This is a genomic window from Allobosea sp. P2_A10, from assembly GCF_056405115.1.
Genome location: NZ_JBFUCS010000011.1, coordinates 109,288 through 127,938 on the forward strand (window position 1 = coordinate 109,288; position 18,651 = coordinate 127,938).

Annotated in this window: 16 protein-coding genes; 13 read left to right on the forward strand and 3 right to left on the reverse strand. The window is 66.0% G+C overall.

The annotated features are described in order from the left end of the window. Window positions 1–32 precede the first annotated feature (32 nt). Both AC1DZY_RS16690 and AC1DZY_RS16695 read left to right on the forward strand, forming a co-directional pair. Window positions 33–515 (forward strand): MarR family winged helix-turn-helix transcriptional regulator, encoded by a 483-nt coding sequence (locus AC1DZY_RS16690; protein ID WP_476821255.1) that lies wholly within the window; start codon window positions 33–35, stop codon window positions 513–515. A 96-nt stretch (window positions 516–611) separates the two neighbouring features. After that, window positions 612–1,532: a DMT family transporter gene (locus tag AC1DZY_RS16695; protein WP_476821256.1), complete on the forward strand. Its 921-nt coding sequence runs from the start codon at window positions 612–614 to the stop codon at window positions 1,530–1,532. A gap of 15 nt (window positions 1,533–1,547) precedes the next feature. Here the strand turns inward: AC1DZY_RS16695 and AC1DZY_RS16700 are convergent, their stop codons facing one another. The 3 genes from AC1DZY_RS16700 to AC1DZY_RS16710 all read right to left on the reverse strand — a co-directional run bounded on the left by AC1DZY_RS16700 (window position 1,548) and on the right by AC1DZY_RS16710 (window position 5,537). Then, the gene (locus AC1DZY_RS16700) at window positions 1,548–3,545 is read right to left on the reverse strand and encodes a potassium transporter Kup (protein WP_476821257.1); all 1,998 of its coding nucleotides are present in this window, start codon (window positions 3,543–3,545) and stop codon (window positions 1,548–1,550) included. A gap of 106 nt (window positions 3,546–3,651) precedes the next feature. Next, entirely contained in the window at window positions 3,652–4,926 is a 1,275-nt protein-coding gene (gene ispG / locus AC1DZY_RS16705; protein ID WP_476821258.1) for a flavodoxin-dependent (E)-4-hydroxy-3-methylbut-2-enyl-diphosphate synthase, read from the reverse strand. Continuing rightward, on the reverse strand, window positions 4,923–5,537 hold the full coding sequence (locus tag AC1DZY_RS16710; protein WP_476821259.1) for a Fur family transcriptional regulator: 615 nt from the start codon (window positions 5,535–5,537) through the stop codon (window positions 4,923–4,925). Before AC1DZY_RS16710 ends, ispG begins: the two co-directional genes overlap by 4 nt. Before the next feature lie 61 nt (window positions 5,538–5,598). Here AC1DZY_RS16710 and AC1DZY_RS16715 point away from each other — a divergent pair, with 61 nt between their 5' ends. The 11 genes from AC1DZY_RS16715 (at window position 5,599) to AC1DZY_RS16765 (ending at window position 18,649) form a co-directional block, all read left to right on the forward strand. Next, complete coding sequence (locus AC1DZY_RS16715; RefSeq protein ID WP_476821260.1) at window positions 5,599–6,384, forward strand: 3-hydroxybutyrate dehydrogenase; 786 nt, start codon at window positions 5,599–5,601, stop codon at window positions 6,382–6,384. Beyond that, a complete protein-coding gene (locus AC1DZY_RS16720) occupies window positions 6,381–7,466 on the forward strand; it encodes a patatin-like phospholipase family protein (protein WP_476821261.1) in 1,086 nt (361 codons plus the stop codon). Before AC1DZY_RS16715 ends, AC1DZY_RS16720 begins: the two co-directional genes overlap by 4 nt. Next, window positions 7,466–8,908, forward strand: coding sequence for an amidohydrolase family protein (locus AC1DZY_RS16725; RefSeq protein WP_476821262.1), 1,443 nt, complete (start codon window positions 7,466–7,468; stop codon window positions 8,906–8,908). Before AC1DZY_RS16720 ends, AC1DZY_RS16725 begins: the two co-directional genes overlap by 1 nt. Window positions 8,909–8,982: 74 nt before the next feature. Continuing rightward, window positions 8,983–9,396 (forward strand): DUF3830 family protein, encoded by a 414-nt coding sequence (locus AC1DZY_RS16730; RefSeq protein ID WP_476821263.1) that lies wholly within the window; start codon window positions 8,983–8,985, stop codon window positions 9,394–9,396. A gap of 128 nt (window positions 9,397–9,524) precedes the next feature. Continuing rightward, complete coding sequence (locus AC1DZY_RS16735) at window positions 9,525–11,150, forward strand: amidohydrolase (protein WP_476821264.1); 1,626 nt, start codon at window positions 9,525–9,527, stop codon at window positions 11,148–11,150. Between the two features lie 157 nt (window positions 11,151–11,307). Then, window positions 11,308–12,252 (forward strand): ABC transporter permease, encoded by a 945-nt coding sequence (locus tag AC1DZY_RS16740; RefSeq protein ID WP_476821265.1) that lies wholly within the window; start codon window positions 11,308–11,310, stop codon window positions 12,250–12,252. Further along, a complete protein-coding gene (locus AC1DZY_RS16745) occupies window positions 12,245–13,135 on the forward strand; it encodes an ABC transporter permease (RefSeq protein ID WP_476821266.1) in 891 nt (296 codons plus the stop codon). The genes AC1DZY_RS16740 and AC1DZY_RS16745 overlap by 8 nt, the downstream gene beginning before the upstream one ends. A gap of 198 nt (window positions 13,136–13,333) precedes the next feature. Further along, complete coding sequence (locus tag AC1DZY_RS16750) at window positions 13,334–14,926, forward strand: ABC transporter substrate-binding protein (RefSeq protein WP_476821267.1); 1,593 nt, start codon at window positions 13,334–13,336, stop codon at window positions 14,924–14,926. A gap of 217 nt (window positions 14,927–15,143) precedes the next feature. After that, on the forward strand, window positions 15,144–16,583 hold the full coding sequence (locus AC1DZY_RS16755) for an amidohydrolase family protein (RefSeq protein ID WP_476821268.1): 1,440 nt from the start codon (window positions 15,144–15,146) through the stop codon (window positions 16,581–16,583). After that, a complete protein-coding gene (locus AC1DZY_RS16760) occupies window positions 16,584–17,603 on the forward strand; it encodes an ABC transporter ATP-binding protein (protein WP_476821269.1) in 1,020 nt (339 codons plus the stop codon). Then, a complete protein-coding gene (locus AC1DZY_RS16765) occupies window positions 17,600–18,649 on the forward strand; it encodes an ABC transporter ATP-binding protein (protein ID WP_476821270.1) in 1,050 nt (349 codons plus the stop codon). The genes AC1DZY_RS16760 and AC1DZY_RS16765 overlap by 4 nt, the downstream gene beginning before the upstream one ends. Window positions 18,650–18,651: the final 2 nt, after the last annotated feature.

Consider the following 18,651-nt stretch of genomic DNA (forward strand, 5'->3'; position numbering starts at 1 on the left):
CGATCGCCCGCCCCGTTGGCAAGGACCGGCCCATGACCAAGTCGCTCGAGAAAAGCGTCGGCCGTGCATTGCTGGTCACCGCGCGCCTGCATCGCGCCCGGATGGGCGAGCGTCTCAACGCGCTCGGACTGTTTCCGGGCCAGGAGCAGGCGCTGAAAGCCCTGCAGCCGGCGCCGATGACGATGGGCGAACTCGCCACCCTGCTGCGGGTCAAGCCGCCGACCGTGTCCAAGACGATCGGGCGCCTGTCCCTGCAGGGGCTGGTTGCGCGCGAAGGCGGTGGCCGCGACGGCCGGCTCGTGCAGGTCGCGCTGACCGAGGCCGGTCAGAAGACCGCGACGTCGCTCGACGCGGTCTGGACCCAGGTCGAGGGCGAACTGCTCGAAAAGCTCGACGGCAAGGAGCGCAAGCAGTTGCGCAGGCTGCTTCGCAAAGCCGCCAAAGGATTGTCCAAAGCCGGCGCGGAAGTCGAGGATGCCGAGATCGACGGCGAAGATGCAGAGGGCGACGCCTGATTTGCGCATGGAGCGCATGCGCGTGATCGCTGGTCAGCGCCCATAAATCGGTTAAATCTGTCTTCGTCATTCTCCCTGCGCATGACGGAACCTGTCTTGGCGGCCCACGCTCATCACCCTGAAACGGGCCGCAGCCGTCTTGCGGCCATTGCGTTGATGTGCGGCGCGATCCTGTGCTTCGCCATGCTGGATGCCAGCGCGAAATGGCTCTCGGGCCTGATGGACCCGATCCAGGTCGTGTTCGCGCGCTATGCCGGCAGCATGCTGCTGGTCTCGCTGCTGCTGAACCCATGGAGCCGGCCGGGCATTCTGCGCACGCAGCGGCCCTGGCTTCAGGCGGTGCGGTCGTTGCTGCTGCTTGGTTCGACGATGCTGAACTTCATTGCAGTCAAATATCTCCAGCTCGCCGAGACCGTGTCGATCATGTTCGCCGGGCCGCTTCTGGTGGCGCTGGTCTCGGGCCCGCTTCTGGGCGAATGGCCGGGTCCGCGCCGGCTGGCGGCGATCGCCGTCGGCTTCCTCGGCGTGCTGGTGATCACGCGTCCGGGCTTCGGCGGGATGCATCCGGCTGCCCTGCTCAGCGTGCTCGGCTGTTTTTGCTATTCGTTCTACTCGCTGGCGACGCGCAGCCTCGCGGCCTTCGATTCGCCGGAGACCACGATGGTCTATTCCGGCGTCGCGGGCACGTTCGCCATGCTGCCGCTGATTCCGTTCTTCTGGACGATGCCGCAGACGCCGCTGGTCTGGCTGATCCTGTTCGGAACCGGGGTGCTCGGCGGCTTTGGCCACTGGCTGCTGATCCTGGCGCACCGGCTGGCGCCGGCGACGGTGCTTGCGCCATTCATCTATTCGCAGATCGTCTGGATGGTCCTGCTCGGCTGGTTCGTCTTCGGCCAGTTGCCCGACCGCTGGACCTTCATCGGCGGCAGCATCGTGATCGCGTCGGGCCTGTATCTGCTCTATCGCGAGCGCGTCCGGCATGTGCCGGAAGGCGCGGCCTCCGCCCGGCTGGATTGAAACGCCGGGTCCGTCTCAGACCGTGACCTGCGTCCCCACTTCCACCACCCGGCCTGTCGGGATCTGGAAGAAGCTCGTGGCGTCGGTCGCGCTCTTGGTCAGCGTGATATAGAGATTGTCCTGCCAGACCGGCATGCCCGATTGCGGCGAGGCCTTGATCGAGCGGCGCGACAGGAAGAACGAGGTCGACATGATGTCGAACTTGAAGCCCTGCTTGCGCAGGATGGCGAGCCCCTTCGGCACGTTGGGGCTTTCCATGTAGCCATAGACCATCTCGACCCGCCAGAAATCGTCGGTGATGCGCGAGAGCCGGACGCGCTCCTCCTCGGCAATGCGCGGCGTATCGGCCGAGCGCACGGTGAGAACGACATTGCGCTCGTGGAGCACCTTGTTGTGCTTGAGGTTGTGCAGGAGCGAGGCCGGCGCCGTTTCGGGGTCGCTTGTCAGGAACACCGCCATGCCCTTGACCCGGTAGGGTGGGCTCTTCGAGAGCATGCCGACCAGTTCGAGCAGGGGCACGTCGGTCTTGCGGGTCTTGTCGAACAGGATCTTGGTGCCGCGCACCCAGGTCCACATCAGGACGATCAGCGTGATCGCCATCATCACCGGGACATAGCCGCCGCTGAACAGCTTGAGCAGGTTGGCGGCGAAGAAGGCCGCGTCGATGATCAGGAACGGCGTAACCACCGCGATGGTGGCGGCGAGACCCCAGCGCCAGCCCTTCCAGATCACGATGAAGGCCAGCAGCGAGTCCACCACCATCGCCCCGAAGACCGAGATGCCATAGGCGTGCGACAGGTTGGAAGACGACCGGAAGGTCCAGACCAGCACGAGCACCACGACGAGCAGCATCATGTTGATGCGCGGGATGAAGATCTGGCCCGAGGTCTGCTCGGAGGTGTGCCTGATTTCGAGGCGCGGCAGCAGGCCGAGCTGGATCGCCTGCCTGGTCAGGGAAAAGGCGCCGGTGATTACGGCCTGGCTGGCGATGATTGTCGCCACCGTCGCCATGATCACGAGCGGCAGGATGAAGCCGTCGGGGGCGAGCTTATAGAACGGATTGTCGATCGCGGTCGGATCCGAGAGGATCAGCGCGCCCTGCCCGAGATAGTTCAGCCACAGTGCCGGGAAGACCATGAAGATCCAGGCGCTGCGGATCGGGCCACGGCCAAAATGGCCCATATCGGCGTAAAGCGCTTCCGCGCCAGTCACGGCCAGGCAAACCGAACCCAGCACCGCCAGGGAAACGCCTGGATGGTCGATGAAGAATCGCACTCCCCACCAGGGGTTGATCGAGTCGAAGACGCTGAGGTCGTCGGCGATATGATAGATGCCGAGCCCCGCCAGCATCAGGAACCAGATCATCATGATCGGCCCGAAGAAATTCGCGACTTTTTCGGTGCCCCGGCTCTGGACCAGGAACAGCGCGATCAGGATCGCCGAGGCGATCGAGACGACGTAGTCGTCGAGCAGCGGCGTCACCAGCTTGATGCCCTCGACGGCCGAGAGCACCGAGATCGCCGGCGTGATCACGGCGTCGCCATAAAACAGCGCCGCGCCTGCCATGCCGAGGAAAAGCACGACGCCGCCGCGCATCCGCCCGAGCGCGCGTTGCGCCAAAGCCACCAGCGTCAGCGTGCCGCCTTCGCCATTGTTATCGGCGGTGAGCAGCAGCGCGACATATTTCAGCGTCACGACGACGACCAGTGACCACAGGATCAGCGAGAGCACGCCGATGATGATGCCGCGCGGCAGGGTCGTTGACAGGACGAGATCGACGGCCCCGCCATGGCCGCCGGCCGCGGCGCCGGTGGCGGCAAGAACAGTCTCGCGCAACGCATAGAGCGGGCTCGTGCCGATATCGCCATAGACGACGCCGAGCGCGCCGAGCGCGAGCGTGGCGTAGCTGCTGGTCGAGTGCGCGTGCTTGGTCGCGTGGCCATGTCCGTCATCGAGGCCGAAACGGGAATCCTCCGGCCGATGGGTCGGTGGATTCGGCTGGTCATGCCCCATCAGGGATCTCCGCGCGTGCTGCGCTGCAACAAAAGGCTGCGCGCTCTAGCACGACGTGGCCGCAGCGCAAAGGCGCGCTCCGACATCCGCCACCGGCGCGGGGCGATCACTCCGCCGCATCTGCCTGCCCGCCATAGCGGCGCGCGACATAGGCATCGACCATGGCCTTGAACTCGGCGGCGATGCCGGGACCGCGCAATGTCCCGACCTTGCGGCCGTCGACGAACACAGGTGCGGTCGGCTCTTCCCCGGTTCCGGGCAGCGAAATGCCGATATCGGCGTGCTTGGATTCGCCTGGCCCGTTGACGATGCAGCCCATCACCGCGACGTTGAGGTTCTCGACGCCGGGATAACGCGTCTTCCACTCCGGCATGGAGGTGGAAATCCAGCTCTGGATATCCCGCGCCAGCTCCTGGAACACCGTCGACGTCGTCCGCCCGCAACCGGGGCAGGCCGCGACCAGCGGCACGAAGGCGCGAAAGCCCATCGTCTGCAGCAGTTCCTGCGCTGCCTTGACCTCGAGCGTGCGGTCGCCGCCGGGCTCGGGCGTCAACGAGAAGCGGATGGTGTCGCCGATGCCCTCCTGAAGCAGGATGCCGAGCGCGGCCGATGAGGCGACGATGCCCTTGGAGCCCATGCCGGCCTCGGTCAGGCCGAGATGGATGGCGTAGTCGGAGCGGGAGGCGAGCACGCGATAGACCGCGATCAGATCCTGCACGCCGGAGACCTTTGCCGACAGGATGATGCGATCGCGGCCCAGCCCGATCTCCTCGGCGCGCTCGGCCGAAAGCAGCGCCGACTGGACCATGGCCTCGCGCATCACCGCGCGCGCCTCCAGCGGCGCGGCCGAGAAGGCGTTGGCATCCATCAGGCTGGTCAGCAGTTCCTGATCGAGCGAGCCCCAGTTGGCGCCGATGCGCACGGCCTTGCCGTGCCTGATCGCGAGCTCGACGATCTGGCCGAACTGGCGGTCCTTCTTGTCCTTGAAGCCGACATTGCCGGGGTTGATACGGTATTTGGCGAGCGCCTCGGCGCAGGCCGGATGCTGGCTAAGCAGCTTGTGGCCGATATAATGGAAATCGCCGACGAGGGGCACGTCGACGCCGATCCGGTCGAGCCGCTCGCGGATTTTCGGGACCGCAGCCGCTGCCTCGTCGCGATCGACGGTGATGCGGACGAGTTCCGAGCCCTGCCGTGCGAGCGCTGCGACCTGCGCAACGGTGCCCGCGATGTCGGCGGTGTCGGTGTTGGTCATCGACTGAACGACGATCGGGGCCCCGCCGCCGACCGCAACGCCGCCGACCATGACCGGAACGGTGGTCGCGCGTGGTCGCGGGCCGGCCTGGTCGGGGAGACAGGGCGGCGAAACGCGCTCGTTCATGCCTGCGCACTCCGGTCTGGGGTGTTTCTGCAATGCTCGCAGCGGCCGACGATCTCGACGACCTGATGTGTCGGCGCGAACTGGCGCGCCGCGGTCATCGCCGCCACGGCCGTCTTCATGGCTGCCGAGGAATCCTCGTCGACGCCGCCGCAGGTCTCGCAGATCAGGAACGCGACGACGTCATGGGCGTCGTGGCCGTGCAGACAGGCGACATAGGCGTTACGCGAGGAGAGCCGGTGCACGAAGCCCTGCTCGACCAGGAAATCGAGCGCGCGGTAGATCGAGATGGGCGCCAGCCTGCGTCCGCCGGCCGGCGAAATCCGATCGGCGAGGTCGTAGGCGCCGACCGGGCGGTGGTCGCCATGCAGGGCTTCCAGCGCCTTGCGGCGGATCGGCGTCAGCCGCAGGCCACGCTCGCGGCAGATGCGCTCCGCCCGGGCCAGCGCGTCGGCGGCATGGTGGCGGTGATCATGGACGTGCCGGCAGACCGCGTCGTCATGGCCGTCATGATCATGCACATGATGAACTTGGGCGTTTGGCTGCATTTCGGTCATGTTGCGTTGCAATGAGACATCGGGCACCGTGCCGCGATCCTCCGCGGTCACTGACATATCGCCCGTTCGGCACCGAACCTAAGCATTTTTCTCTCAAATGTCAGGAGCCTTGACGCTCATGTTCCTCAAAGACCGCTGCGCCCTCATCACCGGCTCGACCTCCGGCATCGGCCTCGGCTATGCCCACGCCCTTGCGAAGGAAGGCGCCAATCTCGTGATCAACGGGATCATGCCGCCCGATGACGCCGAGGCCCTGCGAGCGGGGATCGAGAAGGATTTCGGCGTCAAGGTGCTGTTCTCGCCCGCCGACATGACCAAACCCGACCAGATTGCCGCCATGGTCGCCGAGGCCGAGAAAGCCTTTGGCGCGGTCGATATTCTCGTCAACAATGCCGGCATCCAGCATGTCGCGCCGATCGACGAGTTCCCGATCGAGAAATGGGACATGATCATCGCGATCAACCTGACCTCGGCCTTCCACACCATCCGCGCCGCGCTGCCGAAAATGAAGGCGAAGGGCTGGGGGCGCATCATCAACACGGCGTCGGCCCACGCCTTCGTCGCCTCGCCATTCAAATCGGCCTATGTCTCGGCCAAGCACGGCATCGCCGGCCTGACCAAGACGGTTGCGCTCGAGGTTGCGACCATGGGCATCACCGTCAACGCGATCGCGCCCGGCTATGTCTGGACGCCGCTGGTCGAAAAGCAGATCCCCGACACGATGAAGGCCCGCAACATGACCAAGGAGCAGGTCATCAACGATGTGCTGCTGACAGCGCAGCCGACCAAGGAGTTCGTTACAGTCGAGCAGGTCGCGGCACTTGCGGTCTTCCTGTGCACGGACAGCGCAAAATCGATCACCGGCACGACACTGCCGATGGATGGCGGCTGGACCGCCGCGTGACCGGCCGCAAAGCGCCGCTGCCGCAGGAGCCCGGCGTCGCCCCCGTAAAGGGGCTCGCCGGGCCGAAAGCCGAGAAGACCGTGTCGCTGGCGCTGCAGGGCGGCGGCGCGCATGGCGCCTTCACCTGGGGCGTGCTCGACGCGATCCTCGAAGATGGCCGGCTCGCGATCGAGGCGATGTCGGGCACATCAGCCGGCGCGATGAACGCCGTCGTCCTGGCCGAGGGCTGGATCGAGGGCGGGGCACAAGGCGCGCGCGCCAAGCTGGAGGCGTTCTGGCGCGCGATCAGCGTCGACGGCAAATATAGCGACTCTCAGCGCTCGCTGCTCGATACCATGCTCGGCGCCTGGGGCGGAAACGATACGCCGGCTGGCCTTTTCTGGCTTGAAATGTTCCAGAAGGTGGCAAGCCCCTATGACAGCAACCCGCTGAACATCAACCCGTTGCGCGATGTTCTCGCCGACCTGATCGACTTCAGGAAGGTGCGCGCCTGCGACCAGGTCAAGCTCTTCATCGCGGCGACGAATGTGCGCACCGGCAAGATCAAGGTCTTCACCGGGCCGGAGCTGACGCCGGACCATGTCATGGCCTCGGCCTGCCTGCCGATGCTGTTCCAGGCGGTCGAGATCAAGGGCCAAGCCTATTGGGATGGCGGCTATATGGGCAATCCGGCCCTGTTCCCGCTGTTCTACGAGGCTCATTGCGACGATGTCGTGCTGGTCCAGATCAACCCGATCGAGCGCAAAGAGCTGCCGACGGGGGCTCGCGCCATCCAGGACCGGCTGAACGAAATCACCTTCAACGGCTCGCTGCTGCGCGAATTGCGGGCGATCGATTTCGTCAACAAGCTGGTCGATGCCGGCAAGCTGCCGGTCGACGAATACAAGCGCGTGCTGATGCACCGGATCGACGGTGGCGCGGCGCTGGCGGAGCTGACCTCGTCGTCGCGCCTCAACGCCGAGTGGGATTTCCTGGTACGCCTGCGCGACATCGGCCGCACTGCCACGAAGCGCTGGCTGAAACGGAACTATGACGCTCTCGGCAAGACCGGCACACTCGACCTCAAGGAAGCGATCTCCTGATGACCGGCTCGCGCGTCCTGCGCAGCCGCGCCGGGCTCGACGCCGGCGGCAGCCGCAGGGGCCTCGCGCTAACGTTGGCCGATGGCGTCATCGCAGGGATCGCGCCAGACGAGGCAGCGGAGCTGCCCGACACCATCGTGATGCCGGCGCTGGTCAACGCGCATGATCACGCCCGGGCGCTTCGCAATTCCTCGGTCGGCGGCTTCGGCAAGCCGCTGGAGAGCTGGCTTCACCGGCTGGCGCTTGCGGCTCCCGCTGATCCCTATCTCGTCGCGCTCGCGCCGCTGGCGCGGGCCGCGCTGGGCGGACAGGGCGCGGTGATGGTCCATTGCGTGCGCCCGCAAGGGCTAACCGATTTGCCCACCGAGGCCGTCGCGGTGGCGCGCGCGGCTGGCGATGTCGGCGTCCGCATCGCGTTCGGTATCGGCATGCGCGACCAGAACCCGCTGGTCTATGGGCCATCTGAGCCGGTGCTGGCGGTGCTGGAGCCTGCCGTCGCCGCCGAGATCGAAAAGCGCCTGATCGCGCCGATGACGCCCTTTGCCGAGCAACTCGAATTGGTCGATGCGGTCGCGGCGGCGGTGCAGGGGCCGATGGTCGATGTGCAATATGCGCCCAACGGCCCGCAATGGGTTTCGGAGCCGTTCTGGCGCGCGATCGCCGAAGCCTCGGCGCTGAGCGGCCGGCGCGTCACCACGCATCTGTTCGAGACGAAATACCAGCGCCAATGGGCCGATGCGAACTATCCCGATGGCCTCGTGCGGCATTGGCGCGACATCGGGATGCTCTCGCCCCGGCTGACGCTGGCGCATTGCGTCTGGGCGCGGCCCGACGAGCTGGAGATGATCGCGGAAGCCGGCTGCACGATCGTGGTCAACTCCTCCTCGAACTTCCATCTGCGTTCCGGTCTCGCTCCCGTCGAGGCGATGCTCAAGGCCGGCTGCAAGGTCGCGATGGGCGTCGACGGGCAGGCCTTCGACGAGGATGACGATGCGCTGCGCGAACTGCGCCTGCTCTGGGCTCTGCATGGCGGCTGGGGTTTTGACGGCGCAGGCGGGCCGCAGCGGGCGCTCAGGATGGCGCTGGAGACCGGGCGCGTGGTGGTCGGCGCGCTGGCGGGCGGGGTCTTGAGCGAAGGCGCGGCCGCCGATCTCGTCGTCGTCGATCGCGCCGCGCTGGATGAAGACGCGATCACCGAGGTCGATCCGCTGGACCTGCTCTTCGCCCGCGCCAACCGCAGCCATATCCGCGAGCTGATCGTCGCCGGGCGGACGGTGGTGGCCCATGGCCGGGTGCTCGGCGTCGATCTCGACGCTGCTCATGCCGAACTGCGCGCGCATTACCGCGCTGGGCTGAAAGGTCGCGCCGGATTGCTGGCGGCTTTGCCGGCACTCGATCGTGCCGTGGCCTCGCACTATGCCGACCGCCTCGGCTGCTGCTGAAAATCGCCACCAGCCGGTTGCCCAATGCCGGTCCCGATGCCATTGCAGACAAAAGCGCCACCCGGAAAAATCCCATGACCAAGCTGATCGTCACCGCCGGCCCCTATCGCTTCGACGCGAAGCTCGAACTGGAAGCAGCGCCCAAGACCTGCGCCGCCTTCCTGCGCCACATGCCCTTCGTCTCGAAGATCGTGCATGTGCGCTGGAGCGGCGAGGGTGTCTGGATGCCGCTCGGCGAGCTCGATTTCGGCGTCGGCTACGAGAACCACACCAGCTACCCCGCGCCCGGCCAGATCATCCTCTATCCCGGCGGAATCAGCGAAACCGAGATCCTGCTCGCCTATGGCGGCGTGCATTTCGCCAGCAAGATGGGCCAGCTCGCCGGCAACCACTTCATCACGCTGACCTCGGGGCTGGAGAACATCTACCCGCTCGGCCGCAAGACGCTCTGGGAAGGCGCGCAGGACATCAAATTCGAACTGGCGTGAATTTGACTGGGGCGGCCGTCTGACGCGGCCGCATATTCTTGCGCCGCCGCGCTGAAAATTAGCGCTGCCCGCGCATTGCCGCCCGGCGACAGCACTGCCATGATTTGGTTCCGAGGGGAACCAAGTCCATGCTCGCGCTGCCGAAAGCCGATACCGTCCTGCAGAACGGCCCGGTCTATCTCGGGCTGAAGGAGGGCTATGCCAGCGCCGTCGCGCTCTGGGCCGGCAAGGTTCTGGCGACGGGCACGCCCGCCGATCTCGCGCCGCTGATCGGCCCCGCCACCCAGGTGATCGATCTCGCCGGCCGCACTGCGACGCCAGGCCTTTACGAGGCGCATCTGCATCTGCTGCCGCTCGGGCTGACCATGAAGGAGCTCGACATCCGGCCGCGCTTCGTACGCACGCTCGACGGGCTGCTGGAGATGATCGCGGCGCGTGCAGCGCAGGTGAAGCCCGGCGAATGGATCCTCGCGCGCGGCTATGATCATTTCGAGCTCGATGTGAAGCGGCATCCGCATCGCACGGAACTCGACAGGGCCGCACCGAACAATCCGGTCTATATCGTGCGCGCCTGCGGCCATCTCTCGGTCGCCAATTCGATGGCGCTGAAAMTCGCCGGCATCACCGAGGCGACCCCGGTGCCGCCGGGTGGGGCGATCGAGCAGGTCAACGGCTCGCTGACCGGGCTGATGGCCGAGAACGGCCGCGATCCGATCAAGAAGATCATTCCCGATCCGACCGACGAGGAACTTGTCGGGGCGATCGAGCGCGCCGGGCTCTACTGCAACCAGTTCGGCATCACCAGCGTTATGGACGCCGCTGTCGGCATGCGCTCGCACTATCGTGAGGTCGCCGCCTATCGCACGGCCAAGCGGACCGGCCGGCTGCCCGTGCGAACCAATATGTGCCTGCTCGGCGGCCATAATGGCATCGTCGCGCAGGCTTACGCCGACGGCCTCGTCACCGGCGCGGGTGACGCCTGGCTCAGCGTCGGGCCGGTCAAGATCTTCACCGATGGCTCCGCCGGTGGCCGTACGGCTGCGATGAGCCAGCCCTATCTCGGCGAGCCCGAGACCAGCGGCATCTTCTGCCTCGAGGATGCCGAGATGGACGCGCTGACCCGCGACTATCACGCGATGGGTTATCAGCTCGCGGTCCACGCCATCGGAGATGCGGCGATCGAGCAGACGCTGAACGCGATGGAAACGGCGCTCCACGATCATCCCGATGCGCATCGGCGCCACCGCATCGAGCATTGCGGCTTCAACTCGCCAGGGCAGATCGCGCGCATGGTCAGGCTCGGCGTCGAGCCGGTGCCGCAGCCGGTGTTCATCTATGATTTCGGCGATCTCTATCTCTCGGTGGTCGATGCGAAGCGCGCCCATGAGAGCTATCCGATGCGCGACTGGATCGAGGCCGGGCTGAAACCCGCCGCCTCCTCCGACGCTCCGGTCTGCGACGCGAACATCTGGCCCAACATCTACACGATGCTGACGCGCAAGACCTCGCGCGGAACGGTCGTTGGACCTGATCAGACGATGACGATCGACGAGGTGATCTGCGCCTATACCGAGTTCGGCGCCTTCGTGAACCGCTGCGAGGACCATCGCGGACGGCTGCTGCCGGGCATGGCCGCCGACATCGCGGTGTTCTCGCGCGATCTTGCGAAAGCGACGCCGGAACAGCTCTTGCACGAGACCCGCTGCGACCTGACGATCATCGATGGCAAGGTCGTCTACGAGGCGGAGGATTGATGGCATTCAGTTCGGCCCTCATCCTGAGGAGCCGCGCAAGCGGCGTCTCGAAGGATGCTCCAGTGCGCGCTGGAGCATCCTTCGAGACGCGAACTGCGTCCGCTCCTCAGGATGAGGGCTGTGGGTGTGATGGCGCTGTGTCGAGCATCGTAAGCCGATGCTGAACCACGTCGCCTCGCGCCTCGCCCTGTCGGTGCCGGTGCTGTTCGGCGTGCTTCTCTTTGGCTTCCTCCTGCTGCAACTCGTCCCTGCCGATCCGGCCGCGATCATCGCGGGCCCGACGGCGAGCCCCGAACTCATCGCCCAGATCAGGCGCGATCTTGGGCTCGACAAGCCGGTCTTCATCCAGTTCGCGCTCTATATGGCGCGTGTGCTGCAGGGCGATCTCGGGGTGTCGCTGATCTCCAACACCCGCGTCACCGAGGAACTGGCCGAGGCGATCGGCCCGACCGTCGAACTGATGCTGGCCTGCCTGATCTGGGCGATCCCCGCCGGCATCGCGCTGGGCACGATCGCAGCGGTCAATCGCGGGCGCTTCCTCGACCGGTTGGTGATCGCGATCTCGGTCGCGGGCGTATCGACGCCGGTGTTCTTCATCGGGCTGATCCTGATGCAGTATCTTGGCTATCACTGGGGCTTGCTGCCCTTCATCGGGCGCGGCGGGCCGCTCTGGAGCCTTGGCGGCCTCGCCTCGATCGCGCTGCCGGCGCTGACGCTCGGGCTGACCTTCATCGGCCCGATCGCGCGGATGACGCGCACGGCGGCGCTCGAGGTGTTGAACGCCGACCATGTCCGCACCGCCCGCGCCAAGGGGCTGGCCGAGCGCACCGTCATCGTCAAGCATGTGTTGCGCAATGCGCTGATCCCGGTGGTGACGCTGATCGGGCTGCAGGCCGGCTATCTGCTCGGCGGCGCGGTCGTCACCGAGACGATCTATTCCTGGCCGGGGGTCGGGCGGCTCGCGGTCGGGGCCATTCTGGCGAGCGATTTTCCCCTCGCGCAAGGCGCAATCATGGTGCTGGCGCTGGCCTTTCTCTCGATCAACCTGATCGTCGACATGCTCTATGCGGCGCTCGATCCGAGGGTGCAGAAACATGGCTGACGTCGCCATCTCCGCGCCTGCAGTCAGGCAGCGCTTCGCTTCGCCGATCTGGCGACGGATCTTCAAGGACAAGCTCGCTCTGGCGGCGGCGATCATCCTTGGCCTGATCGCGATCGCCGCGCTGCTCGCGCCCTGGCTTGCACCCTTCGACCCCTACAACACGACGCGCCGGCCTTTCATCCCGCCGCGCTGGAGCGCGGGCTCGCTGCCGCAATACTGGCTCGGCACGGACGGGCAAGGCCGCGACATGCTCTCGCGCCTGCTCTATGGCGCGCGGTTGACGCTGCTCATGGGACTGGCTTCGGTCGTCCTCGGCGGCGGGCTTGGCGMGTTCTTTGGCCTGCTCAGCGCCTATTACCGGCGGATCGATCCCTGGATTATGCGGTTTGCCGACATCCTCTTGTCGTTTCCCGCGATCCTGCTGGGTCTGGCGCTGGCCGCCGTCGTCGGACCGGGCCTGACGGCGATCGTCATCGCGCTCTCGATCGCGACCATCCCCGATGTCGCGCGCATCACCCGCAGCGCGGCGATCGTCGTGATGGGTCAGGACTACATGGAGGCCGGGCGCGCCGTGGGCCTCTCCGACCGGACGCTGATCTGGCGTTATCTGGCGCTGAACTGCCTGTCCTCGGTCTTCGTCTTTCTGACCCTGCGCTTCGGCCAGATCATCCTGATCGGGGCGGCGCTTTCGTTTCTGGGGCTCGGCGTGCGTCCGCCCGAGGCGGAGCTGGGCATGATGGCGTCGCTGGGCCGCGATGCGCTGTTCTTTGCGCCGCACATCTCGCTGCTGCCGAGCCTCGTGATCGTGCTGATCGTGCTCTGCGCCAATGTGCTGGGCGACGCGCTGCGCGATCTGCTCGATCCAAGGCTGAGGAATGCGTAATGGGCGTGGTTCGTGTCACTTTTTGCAATCATGCACCGTCATTCCGGGCGCAGCGCAGCGGAGACCCGGAATCCATCGAAAAGCACTGCGCTCCACGATGGATTCCGGATCGGCGCGGCTTCGCCGCTTGTCCGGAATGACGGCGCGGGAATGATCGGCAACTTCGCAATTCGAGTACGACATCAGGGGAGAACGAGCGTGAAACATCTGACATCCATCGCGGCGAGCGCTGTGCTTGGCCTCGCCGCGCTTGCCGGCCCGGCATTCGCCCAGACCCCCACCTCTCTCACCATCGTGCGCGAGGTCGACAGCGACCGCTATGATCCCCAGCGCTCGACGGCGCGCGGGGCCTCCGAGATCATCTTCATGATGGCCGACACGCTGGTTTCGCTCGACCATGACATGGCGACGATCAAGCCCGGCATCGCCTCGTCATGGACGACCTCGCCCGACGGCAAGACCTACACCTTCAAGCTGCGCAACGACGTCTCCTTCTGCGACGGCAAGAAGCTGACGGCGCAGGACGTGGTCTACACGATCAAGCGCTGGATCGACCCGGCGACGCGCTCGCCCGTCGCCTGGCGCGCCGGCAAGATCGAGGACATCGTCGCGACCGACGACTACACCATCGAATACAGGCTCAAGGCCCCCTTCTCCGAACTGCTCTACCAACTGACCCAGAGCTTCGCGGTCGTCATCGACAAGGCCAATGTCGAGGCGCTCGGGGCTGATTTCGGGGTCAAGGGCTTCAACGGCACCGGCCCTTATTGCTGGGGCGAATGGAAGCCGCGCAACGAGTTCCGACTGAAGAAGAATGCCGCGTATAAATGGGGCCCGCCGATCTACGAGAACAAGGGCGCCGCCCAGATCGACGAGATCGTCTGGAAGATCGTGCCGGAGGAGAACACCCGGCTTGCCGCCGTCATGACCGGCCAGAGCCAGGTCACGCAATATGTGCCTTATTCCGGCCTGTCCCAGATTCGCGCCAACAAAGCGCTCAAGCTGGTTGAATCCAAGGAGGCGTTCTGGACCTATTTCGTCGGCTTCAAGATCGACAAGGACGGTGTAAACGACCCCGCCGTGCGCAAGGCGATGGTCATGGCCGTCGACCAGAAGGCGATCGCCGATGATCTCTATTTCGGCGAGGTCGAGCCGGCCTATAGCTATATTTCGACGGAGTCGCTCGACTGGAACAAGGCGATGACGGCCGGCCTCCTCAAGACCAATGTCGCCGAGGCCAACAAGATCCTCGACGCCGCCGGCTGGGTGAAGGGCTCCGACGGCTTCCGCATGAAGGACGGCAAGAAGCTGAGCCCGATCGCCTATGGTTTCACCGGCTCGACATGGCAGAAGCTGATGGAGGCGATCCAGGGCGATCTGCGCAAGATCGGCGTCGATCTGCGCGTCCAGCTTTTCGACGCCACCATCGCCTGGGGCAAGCTCGCCACGCAGGAGTTCGACATGTTCGGGATGAGCTTCCCCTACATCTCGGCGGGTGACGCGCTGAACCTCTATTTCCCCTCGGCCAATGCGCCGACGCCCAACCGGATGAACTGGAAGGACCCGGCGACGGACGAATTGCTCAACAAGGGCATCACCGCGCTGAACGACGCCGACCGCGCCGCCGCCTATGGCGAGGTGCTGAAGAAGGTTCATGAGGCGGCGCTCTGGATGCCGCTCTATCACGAGCCGATGAAGATCGCGGCCTCCACGCGTCTCGGACCGTTCAAGGCGCACAACATCTATGGCTGCGGGTTGTACAAGGGGCTGGACCTGAAGTTCGTGCGTTAAATCATCGACTGTGAGGCGCAGGGAACCCCTCTCCCGAAGGGAGAGGGGCAGGGGTGAGGGGGCGGCCCGTCAACCAGTTGCGTGGACGCTGACCGCGCATCTGTTCAGGCCAATCTCGAAATGTCCGACACCTCACCCTGCCCTCTCCTTACAGGAGAGGGTTCCCCGCGCCTGACTTCCCAAAGCTGTTGCCTCGCACCACGCCGGAGCCCATCCCATGCCGATCACCCTCATCCAGAACGCGTCCTGGATCGTCGCCTACGACGCCAAGGCCAAGGGCCATGTCTATCTGCGCGATGGCGACGTCGCCTATGACGGCGACCGCATCCTGCATGTCGGCGGCGCCTTCAAGGGCAAGGCCGACGCCACGATCGACGGGCGCGGCAAGATGGTCATGCCCGGCCTCGTCAACATCCATTCGCACCCGTCCTCGGAGGCGATGACCAAGGGCTGGAACGACGAACTCGGCAGCCCGAAAATGTACGGCACCGCGCTCTACGAGTTCATGCCGCTGTTCCGCTGCGATGCCCAGGGGGTCAAATCCTGCGCACAGGTGACCTATTCCGAGCTCTTGATGTCGGGCGTGACCACGCTGGTCGACATGTCCGTCGCCTGGGATGGCTGGTTCGAGACCTTCAAGGCGTCTGGCCTGCGGGCCGTATTCTCGCCGATGTACCGCTCGGCGCGCTGGTACACCGATGACGGCCATCTGGCGAAATACGAATGGGACGCCAAGGCCGGCGAGGCCGCGATGGCCGCCGCCATGACACTGCTCGATCAGGTCGCCGCCGATGACTCCGGCCGTCTGTCGGGCATGGTCTCGCCCTCTCAGATCGACACCTGCACGCCCGAGCTGATCCAGGCGAGCTATGCCGAGGCCGAAGAACGTAAAGTGCCGTTCCAGATCCACGCTGCCCAGAGCGTCGTCGAGTTCCACGAGATCACCCGCCGCCACGGCATGACACCGGTCGAATGGCTCGAATCGCTCGACGTGCTCGGGCCGTTTTCGATCATCGGCCACGGCATCTTCCTCGACCACCACTCCTCGGCGAAATGGCCGGCGACCGACGATCTCGGCTGTCTCGTCGAAACCGGAACGAACGTTGCCCATTGCCCGATCGTGTTCCAGCGCCGCGGCATCGCGATGCAGAGCTTCGGGCAGTACGTGGCGGCGGGCGTCAATGTCGGCATCGGCACCGACACCTATCCCCACCATATGCTGGAGGAGTTGCGCGCTGTCTGCATCGGCTCACGGATGATGGCCGAGGACGTCTACGATGTCCGCACCTCCGACGCCTTCAACGCCGCGACGCTGGGCAGCGCAAAGGCGCTCGGCCGCGACGACATCGGCCGGCTCGCCAAGGGCGCCAAGGCCGACATCGTCATGGTCGACGTGACCCATCCGATGATGCGGCCTTTGCGCGATCCGGTGCGCAGCCTAATCTATGCGGCCGGCGAGCGTGCGGTCACGACAGTCATCGTCGACGGCGTCACCGTGGTCGAGAACGGCAAGGTCCTGACCATGGACTACGCCAGCGCGGCCGCGGAACTGGAGGAGGCGCAGCGTCGGGCCGAGCCCAAGGTGAAGGGTCTCGACTGGGCCAAGCGCGACCATCTCGAGATCTCGCCGCTGACTTTTCCGCCGGGCAAGGGCTGAATGAGCGCGACCGCTTCGCCACCCGGTCTCGAGGCAGACGCACCCGTTCTGGCGGTGCGCGATCTCCGTACGCATTTCCGCACCGAGCGCGGCTTCTATCGCGCGGTCGACGGGGTCAGCTTCGAGGTCCGGGCCGGGCGCACGCTCGGTGTCGTCGGCGAGAGCGGCTGCGGCAAGAGCGTGACCTCGCTTTCGATCATGGGGCTGGTGCCGGAGCCGCCGGGCATCCGCGCCGGTGGCGAGATCATGTTCGAGGGCGCCGACCTGCTCAGGCGCTCGCGCGCGGAGATGGAGGCGATCAGGGGCGCGAAGATCGCGATGATCTTCCAGGAGCCAATGACCTCGCTCAACCCGGTCTACCGGGTCGGCGAGCAGATCGTCGAGGGCTTGCGCCGGCATCGCAGTATGAGCCGGGCGGATGCGCGCGCTCGCGCCATCGACATGCTCCGGCTGGTGAAAATCCCCTCGCCGGAGACCCGGGTCGATTCCTATCCCCACGAGATGTCGGGCGGTATGCGCCAGCGTGTGATGATTGCGCTCGCGCTCGCCTGCGACCCCGTCCTTCTGATCGCCGATGAGCCGACGACCGCGCTCGACGTGACCATCCAGGCGCAGATTCTCGACCTGATGCGCGATCTGCAGAAGCGCCTGGGCACCGCGATCATCCTGATCACCCATGATCTCGGCGTCATCGCCGAGACGGCCGACGAGGTCGTGGTCATGTATGCCGGCCAGATCGTCGAACGCGCCGAGGTCAAGACCTTGTTCGCCGACGCGCAGCACCCCTATACGCTGGGTCTGCTCGCCTCGATTCCGCGCCTCGACGAGGATCGCGACCGGCTCCAGACTATTGAGGGCATGGTGCCGGCGCCAGACGCCATGCCTGCCGGCTGCCGCTTCGCGCCGCGCTGCACGGTGGCCGGCGAGCAGTGCCGCAGCGAGATGCCGCCCTTGCGCGAGATCATGCCGGGCCATCTCGTCGCCTGCTGGCGCGCACCCATCGAGGGGATAGCTCCATGAGCGCACCCCTGCTCGAAGTCGACGGGCTCGCCAGGCATTTCACCCTCGAAAGCGGCCTGCTCGGACGCTCCAAAGGCGTGGTCAAGGCGGTCGACGGCGTGTCCTTTACGCTGGAGCGCGGCGAGACGCTGGCGCTGGTCGGCGAATCCGGCTGCGGCAAGTCCACGACCGGCCGGCTGATCCTGCGGCTGATCGAGCCCAGCGCAGGGGCGTTGCGCTTCGACGGGCAAGACGTGCTGGCGCTGGGCAAGCACGAGTTGCGCTCGCTGCGGCGGCGCATGCAGATCATCTTCCAGGACCCGTTCGCTTCGCTGAATCCACGCATGTCCGTGTCGGCGATCCTGGCCGAGCCGCTGCTGCTGCATGGCCTGGCCACGCCGGCCGAGATTCCCGACAAGGTCGAGGCGCTGCTGAAGGTCGTCGGTCTCGGCCCGCAGCATGCCGAGCGCTTTCCGCATGAATTCTCCGGCGGCCAGCGCCAGCGCATCGGCGTTGCCCGTGCGCTCGCCACAAAGCCCGATCTCGTCGTCTGCGACGAGCCGGTCTCGGCGCTCGACGTCTCCATTCAGGCGCAGGTGGTCAATCTGCTGCAGGATTTGCAGGGCGAATTCGGTCTGTCCTACCTCTTCATCGCCCATGATCTCGCCGTGGTGAAGCACATCGCGACGCGCGTGGCGGTGATGTATCTCGGGCGCATCGTCGAGCTGGCTGACAAGGCTGCGCTCTACGGCCAGCCGCGCCACCCCTATACGCAGGCGCTATTGGCGGCCGCCCCGCTGCCAAGCCCGGGGCTGCGCCGCGAGCGGCCGGTGTTGCAGGGCGATGTGCCAAGCCCACTCAATCCGCCATCGGGCTGCACCTTCCATCCGCGCTGCCCGCATGCGCAGGATCGTTGCAAGGTTGAGCAGCCTTCGCTCAGGCGCTTGCCGGGCGGTGCGCAGGTCGCCTGTCATTTCGCCGAGACGATTCCCGCTTCGGCGCTGGTGCCGCAGGCTCCGGAAAACCCGGTGATCGCGCGGCGCTTCGCGGCGCTGGCGGCAGGCTGATC

Bases quoted from the DNA above. Each gene is read 5' to 3' on its own strand.
- AC1DZY_RS16700 (WP_476821257.1), bottom strand. From the start codon at position 3,545: ATGGGGCATGACCAGCCGAATCCACCGACCCATCGGCCGGAGGATTCC.
- AC1DZY_RS16690 (WP_476821255.1), top strand. From the start codon at position 33: ATGACCAAGTCGCTCGAGAAAAGCGTCGGCCGTGCATTGCTGGTCACC.
- AC1DZY_RS16725 (WP_476821262.1), top strand. From the start codon at position 7,466: ATGACCGGCTCGCGCGTCCTGCGCAGCCGCGCCGGGCTCGACGCCGGC.
- AC1DZY_RS16760 (WP_476821269.1), top strand. From the start codon at position 16,584: ATGAGCGCGACCGCTTCGCCACCCGGTCTCGAGGCAGACGCACCCGTT.
- AC1DZY_RS16730 (WP_476821263.1), top strand. From the start codon at position 8,983: ATGACCAAGCTGATCGTCACCGCCGGCCCCTATCGCTTCGACGCGAAG.
- ispG (WP_476821258.1), bottom strand. From the start codon at position 4,926: ATGAACGAGCGCGTTTCGCCGCCCTGTCTCCCCGACCAGGCCGGCCCG.
- AC1DZY_RS16740 (WP_476821265.1), top strand. From the start codon at position 11,308: ATGCTGAACCACGTCGCCTCGCGCCTCGCCCTGTCGGTGCCGGTGCTG.
- AC1DZY_RS16715 (WP_476821260.1), top strand. From the start codon at position 5,599: ATGTTCCTCAAAGACCGCTGCGCCCTCATCACCGGCTCGACCTCCGGC.
- AC1DZY_RS16755 (WP_476821268.1), top strand. From the start codon at position 15,144: ATGCCGATCACCCTCATCCAGAACGCGTCCTGGATCGTCGCCTACGAC.
- AC1DZY_RS16710 (WP_476821259.1), bottom strand. From the start codon at position 5,537: ATGTCAGTGACCGCGGAGGATCGCGGCACGGTGCCCGATGTCTCATTG.
- AC1DZY_RS16765 (WP_476821270.1), top strand. From the start codon at position 17,600: ATGAGCGCACCCCTGCTCGAAGTCGACGGGCTCGCCAGGCATTTCACC.